5 protein-coding genes and 2 tRNA genes are annotated in these 6333 nt (G+C 51.3%); 4 read left to right on the forward strand and 3 right to left on the reverse strand.

What is annotated here, in order from left to right; genetic code table 11:
• Positions 1-48 precede the first annotated feature (48 nt).
• Positions 49-339 (forward strand): late competence development ComFB family protein, encoded by a 291-nt coding sequence (locus C2M29_RS16505; protein ID WP_105190829.1) that lies wholly within the window; start codon positions 49-51, stop codon positions 337-339.
• Positions 311-475 (forward strand): pleiotropic regulatory protein RsmS, encoded by a 165-nt coding sequence (rsmS, locus tag C2M29_RS16510; RefSeq protein ID WP_105190830.1) that lies wholly within the window; start codon positions 311-313, stop codon positions 473-475. The genes C2M29_RS16505 and rsmS overlap by 29 nt, the downstream gene beginning before the upstream one ends.
• A 44-nt stretch (positions 476-519) precedes the next feature.
• Here the strand turns inward: rsmS and C2M29_RS16515 are convergent, their stop codons facing one another.
• Positions 520-1284: a class II glutamine amidotransferase gene (locus tag C2M29_RS16515; RefSeq protein ID WP_105190831.1), complete on the reverse strand. Its 765-nt coding sequence runs from the start codon at positions 1282-1284 to the stop codon at positions 520-522.
• Positions 1285-1421: 137 nt separating this feature from the next.
• On the opposite strand from C2M29_RS16515, the gene fadE reads away from it, so the two are divergent.
• Both fadE and C2M29_RS16525 read left to right on the forward strand, forming a co-directional pair.
• Positions 1422-3878 (forward strand): acyl-CoA dehydrogenase FadE, encoded by a 2457-nt coding sequence (gene fadE, locus C2M29_RS16520; protein ID WP_105190832.1) that lies wholly within the window; start codon positions 1422-1424, stop codon positions 3876-3878.
• 167 nt (positions 3879-4045) lie between these two features.
• A complete protein-coding gene (locus C2M29_RS16525; protein ID WP_105190833.1) occupies positions 4046-5995 on the forward strand; it encodes a S9 family peptidase in 1950 nt (649 codons plus the stop codon).
• A 150-nt stretch (positions 5996-6145) separates the two neighbouring features.
• Here C2M29_RS16525 and C2M29_RS16530 read toward each other — a convergent pair.
• Both C2M29_RS16530 and C2M29_RS16535 read right to left on the reverse strand, forming a co-directional pair.
• Positions 6146-6222, reverse strand: a tRNA-Asp gene (locus tag C2M29_RS16530).
• A gap of 28 nt (positions 6223-6250) precedes the next feature.
• Positions 6251-6327, reverse strand: a tRNA-Asp gene (locus tag C2M29_RS16535).
• Positions 6328-6333 lie beyond the last annotated feature (6 nt).

Below are 6333 nucleotides of genomic sequence, written 5' to 3' on the forward strand. Positions count from 1 at the left end.
GGCTGCGCTATGATAACTGGGTATCAATTAGGTTAGGGCATAAAATTCATGAAGTTACATGACGATGTTCATAATTATTATGAAAAGCTCGTAGTCGAAGAAATTGCACAACAGCAGTTGCAACACCACTATGATGAAGATACCCTGGCCGACCTCAGCTGCACCGTACTAAATCAACTGCCATCGCGCTATATCCGCTCCGATGTCGACATGTTGTTTTATCTTTCCTCGGAGGAAGCTGCCCACATGCGGCTGCAGGTGCAGGCTGCGATCCAAGTAGCCCGCGGGTTAATAGCAAAACGAGGTACACATGGAGAATTCAGGCAAGCCCCTAGATGAAGCCCCCGATGAGGTCAAACTGGCGGTCGATCTGATCATGCTGCTGGAGCAACATGATATAGATCCGCATTTAGCTTTAAGCGCATTGGAAATCGTCAAACGCGACCTTCAGCAGCGCTGTGCAGAGCAGGAGTAAACGCACTACTCGTTGGCGCCCAACTGTTGAGCGCCACGTCTGCCCTAAACCTTTTCCCCTAACTTAAATAGAGCGAATTCCCCGGGCTCCATCTTATGCCAGCGCTCGTCATTGGTAAGTGGTCGCGTCGCTATCACGGTTACTATGTCGTTGGGCGTCGTTTCTTCTTGAAAGTTCACAACCAGGTCGGTATCGATAAGCGTGGCCTTGCCAAAGGGCGCGCGGCGGGTGATCCAATGCAAATTATTAGTGCAATACGCCAACACATAGACGCCATCGGTGAGCAACATATTAAATACGCCCTTGTCTCGCAGCTGATGCGCTAATTTAGCCGCATAACGAAATACGGTCGCCATGTTAGATGGCCGTTTCGGATACTTTTCACGAATTTTATCCAGCAACCAACAGAACGCCAGCTCGCTGTCGGTATTCCCCACCGGCTGATAAAAGATTGGCCTTAAGTCATTGTAATTTGATAACTGACCATTATGCGCATAGGTGATCTCCTTGCCCCATAACTCTCGGGTAAAGGGGTGAGTGTTCTCCAAGCAGGTTCGGCCACGGTTGGCTTGACGAATATGGCTGATCACCGACTTACTTTTAATGGGGTAAGCGCGCACTAGCTTGGCGATTTCCGACTCAGCGCTCGGTAAAGGGTCTTTAAAAGATCGACATCCCTTGCCCTCATAAAAGGTAATACCCCAGCCATCGGTGTGCGGGCCGGTATTCCCGCCGCGCTCTAACAGGCCAGTGAAACTAAAACAAATATCCGTGGGGACGTTGGCTGACATGCCAAGCAATTCGCACACATAAACTCCTAACAAACCGTGAAATACTAAGCAACAAACTGATTTACCACCCTATAATTAAACACAGGGCTTGCAACCCCCCTAGAGTAACGCTAATCTAACCGGTAGTGGTCAGACCTCTAACAAGGAATAAGATTATGACACTCGTTTTTTTACTTGGGCTCATTGCGGTACTGTCCTATGCCAGCTACCACAGAGCCAGTTACAATACCTGCCTGGGCTTGGCCATTGCGACCATGCTTGTCGGCACTTTTGCCGGAGCCTTTGGCTTTATAAGCTGGTTAGTATTCTTGCTTATTGCGGTGCCCCTGTCGGTTACCACAATTCGTCAGCAATACCTAACAAAGCCACTATTTAAGACCTTTAAAAAAGTCACCCCGACCATGTCCGACACCGAAAAGTCGGCCATCGATGCTGGCACTACCTGGTGGGAAGCGGACCTGTTCTGCGGTAATCCAAACTGGAAGAAACTACATCACTATCCGGCACCAAAGCTAAGCACCGAAGAGCAGGCCTTCCTCGACGGGCCGGTAGAAGAAGTATGTGGCATGTTCAACGACTGGGAAGCCACCCACGAGTTGACAGACCTCCCCCCTGAGGTGTGGCAGTACCTTAAAGACAATAAATTCTTCGCCATGATCATCAAAAAAGAATACGGTGGCCTAGAGTTTTCGGCATATGCCCAGTCTTGTGTCCTGCAAAAGCTCACCAGTAAATCGACCTTACTATCATCTATCGTTGGTGTGCCTAACTCATTAGGCCCGGGCGAATTGCTGCAGCACTATGGTACCAAAGAACAAAAAGATCATTACCTGCCACGTTTGGCTCGCGGTGAAGAGATCCCTTGTTTTGCACTCACATCACCGGAAGCCGGCTCAGATGCCAGTGCCATTCCGGATTTCGGAGTTGTGTGTAAAGGTGAATTTAATGGCGAAGAAGTAACAGGAATTCGCCTGACCTGGAATAAGCGTTATATCACCTTGGCACCGGTTGCCACCGTATTGGGTCTGGCCTTTAAACTGCAGGATCCGGATGGTCTGCTTGGCGATAAAAAAGAGCTGGGTATTACCTGTGCCCTGATCCCCACGGATATGGAGGGCGTGAATATTGGTCGCCGTCACTTCCCACTGAATGTGCCGTTCCAAAACGGGCCAACCCAGGGCAAGGACGTTTTCGTGCCATTAGACTACATTATTGGTGGCCCGAAAATGGCCGGTCAAGGCTGGCGTATGCTGGTTGAATGTTTGTCGGTAGGCCGTGCCATCACCCTGCCCTCGAACTCCACCGGCGGCATTAAGTCACTGGCCCTGGCGACCGGCTCCTACAGCCGCATTCGCCGCCAGTTCCGCCTGCCAATTGGTAAAATGGAAGGGGTTGAAGAAGCCATGGCGAAACTGGGCGGCTACGCCTACGCCAGCGACGCGGCGGTCGCCATGTCGACCGGTGCGGTAGACATGGGTGAGAAGCCCTCGGTGGTTTCCGCCATCCTCAAATACCACCTTACCGAACAAATGCGCGAGTCAACCATGCATGCCATGGATGTGCACGGCGGCAAGGGGATCTGTCTAGGCCCGAACAACTACCTGGGCCGTGGTTACCAGGGTGCCCCCATTGCCATCACGGTAGAAGGCGCCAACATACTGACCCGTAATATGATCATCTATGGTCAAGGGGCGATCCGCTGTCACCCGTTCGTGTTAACCGAACTGAACGCCACCACCATAGAGGACCAAAAAGAAGCGCTGGATGTGTTCGATAACGCCCTGATGGGTCATATCGGCTACACCATCTCTAACCTGGTACGTACCAAGTGGCTAGCCCTAACCGGTGCTCGTTTTACCTCGGTGCCCTTTAAAGACGAAACTGCGCAATTTTATCGCGATGCAGCCCGCTTCAGTGCATCTCTGGCACTGATGTCAGACATTTGCATGGCGGTGTTCGGCGGTTCATTAAAACGCAAGGAGCGTATTTCTGCGCGTCTTGGCGATATGCTGAGCTACCTTTACCTGGTATCGGCGACGCTAAAACGCTACGACGATGAAGGTCGCCACAAAGAAGACCTGCCACTGGTACGCTGGGCCTGCCAAGAGTACTTGTATCGCTGTCAACGTGCCTTAGCGGATCTGATCAACAACATGCCTTCTGCACCACTGCGTGGTTTGCTTAAGGTGATCCTCTTCCCTTGGGGTCGTCCGGTACGCAAGCCGACCGACAAGCAAGAGCATGTGATTGCCCAGCTACTGCAAACGCCAAACGAAACCCGTACGCGTTTAGCACAGCATATTTTCTTAAGTGAAGGGCCTAACAGCCTGCTCGGCAATCAAGAAAAAGCCCTGCGCGATATTCTTGCCGTCGAGCCACTGTTCGATAAGGTCTGTCGCGCCACAGGTAAGAAACTGGCCTTTATGCAACTCGATAAGATTGCCGAGCAAGGTCTCGAAGCCGGTGTGCTCACAGAAGACGAAGCGCAGCGCCTGCGTGACGTTGAAAAACAGCGTCTCGATGTCATCAATGTCGACGACTTCGACCCTGCCGATCTACTCGCCGGTAAGGCAGCGCGTAAACAAACAAGTAAAAAAGCTTCAGCCGCTTAGGCTTAAGCTGGCTACATCCTGTTAAAAAGCCGGCCGCCGCCGGCTTTTTTTATGCTCGTTAAATTTGCTAACAATTTACTGGCGATAAATTCCACACTTTTCTTGCATTTACGCCTGCCTAAGCAAACACTGTTAACGCCATAATAATAACTTTAAGGATGAGAACCATGTCTAAAACCTTGGTCGCGACCAGTCTGGCTGCCGCGTTAACCCTGGCTCTAAGTGGATGCCAATCCGGCACCTCTAACACAGCCCAAAACCAGGTCACTGCACCTACATCAGTGGAAGCAATAGCAGCTGCTATGCCCACCTACAGTGCGCAAACCTTTTTCGACACCATTAGCCTGCGTGGCAACAGCTTTAACCACACGGGTGAGAAGCTGCTGCTGAGCAGCGACGAAACGGGCATCTATAACCTTTACGAGGTCAAGGTAAGCGACGGCAGCCGCACCCAGATCACCGATGCGCAAGATAGCACCTACAGCGTCGGCTATTTCCCTAACGATGACCGCATCTTGTTTCGCCGCGATAACGGCGGTAATGAGCTACACCATCTGTTTGTGCGTGAACTCGACGGTACCATCACAGATTTAACACCGGGCGAGCAGACCCGCGCCGGTTTCGTCGGTTTTAGTAAAGACGGCGCCAGCTTCTATGTGCTGAGCAATAAGCGCGACCCTAAGTTTATGGACTTGTATAAGTACGATGCCAAAACCTATGCTGCCGAACTGGTTTATAAGAACGAACAAGGCTTCAATGTCGCCGCCGTTAGCCCAGACGGCCGCTTTATCGCCTTAAATAAAACCAACAGTAACCGCGACAGCGACTTTTACCTGCTCGACACCCTAAAACGCAGTGCCAAGCCAACCCTGCTCAGTGCCCACAATGAACCGGCCAATTACAATGCCTGGGATTTTAGCGTCGATGGTCAGTCTCTCTACTATGCCACCGATGCCAAGGGTGAGTTCCGCCAGCTCTGGCGTTACGACCTAGCCACCGATGAACATAGCCTGGCCCTGAAAGCGGATTGGGATATCAGTTTTCTACGCTTTTCAGAGACTGGACGCTATATGGTCAGTGGCGTCAATGCCGATGCCAGCACCGAGGTCAGCATTTTCGACACCAGCACCAATAAGCAGTTAACCCTGCCGAGCTCGCTTCCCAAGGGCACGCTCAGCGGCGTTGAATTTAGTCATGACGAGCGCTTTATGTCTTTTTATCTGAGCTCGGATACCAGCCCACGAAACCTCTATCACTGGGAAATAGGCAGCGCTCAAGCACAGCGCCTGACCAGCACCCTGAGCGAGGAAATTGACGAAAACAACCTGGTAAGCAGTGAAATTGTCCGCTTTAAAAGCTTTGATGGTCTCACCATACCCGGGGTTCTCTACAAGCCTAAGCAAGCCTCTGCAAACAATAAGGTCCCTGCCCTTATCTGGGTGCATGGTGGTCCTGGCGGTCAAAGCCGCACCGGCTACAGTGCCATGCAACAACACTTGGTGAATCATGGCTATGCCATTTTTGCGGTCAACAATCGCGGTAGTTCAGGCTATGGAAAAACCTTTTTCCACCTTGATGATAAAAAACACGGTGAAGACGATCTGCAAGACATCATCTACGGCAAAAAACACCTGCAAACGCTGGATTGGGTCGATGGCGATAAAATCGGCATTATGGGCGGCAGCTACGGCGGCTACATGACAGCGGCGGCGCTGACCTTTGCTCCGGAAGAGTTTGAGGTCGGCATTAATATTTTTGGTGTGACCAACTGGGTGCGTACGCTCACTTCCATTCCACCCTGGTGGGAAAGCTTTAAGCAGTCACTTTATGACGAAATGGGCGATCCGGCCACTGACGAAGCGCGCCATCGTCGTATCTCGCCACTGTTCCACGCTAAAAACATCACCAAGCCCTTGCTGGTAGTGCAAGGCGCTAATGACCCTAGGGTACTGCAAGTAGAAAGCGATGAACTGGTAGCGGCGGTGAAAGCCAATGGTGTTCCGGTTGAGTACGTGCTGTTTGACGATGAAGGCCATGGTTTTAGCAAACGAGAAAACCGTATTGCCGCCTCTAACGCTTATGTTAGCTTCCTGGATAGGTATCTAAAGGGCGAATAAGCCATAGCTCAAACAGGTAAAGCGAAAACAGAAATAGCTGGTTTAAAAACCGGCTATTTTTTTGCCCGGATTTTTCTTAAATAAAGGCAAAAACATGGGATTTTTAGGATTATTTTCAAGGGACAAGTGTTTGCTTTGGGGATAAGCAAGTGGCGGAGTGGACGGGACTCGAACCCGCGACCCCCGGCGTGACAGGCCGGTATTCTAACCAACTGAACTACCACTCCGCAGTGGTATGCATTGTACATCATTAAATGGCGGAGTGGACGGGACTCGAACCCGCGACCCCCGGCGTGACAGGCCGGTATTCTAACCAACTGAACTACCACTCCGCAGTA

Source organism: Pseudoalteromonas sp. T1lg48 (assembly GCF_002964785.1).
GTDB lineage: Bacteria > Pseudomonadota > Gammaproteobacteria > Enterobacterales > Alteromonadaceae > Pseudoalteromonas.

Coding starts and splice junctions, on each gene's coding strand:
- C2M29_RS16505 (WP_105190829.1), top strand. CDS start 49: ATGAAGTTACATGACGATGTTCATAATTATTATGAAAAGCTCGTAGTC.
- rsmS (WP_105190830.1), top strand. CDS start 311: ATGGAGAATTCAGGCAAGCCCCTAGATGAAGCCCCCGATGAGGTCAAA.
- fadE (WP_105190832.1), top strand. CDS start 1,422: ATGACACTCGTTTTTTTACTTGGGCTCATTGCGGTACTGTCCTATGCC.
- C2M29_RS16525 (WP_105190833.1), top strand. CDS start 4,046: ATGTCTAAAACCTTGGTCGCGACCAGTCTGGCTGCCGCGTTAACCCTG.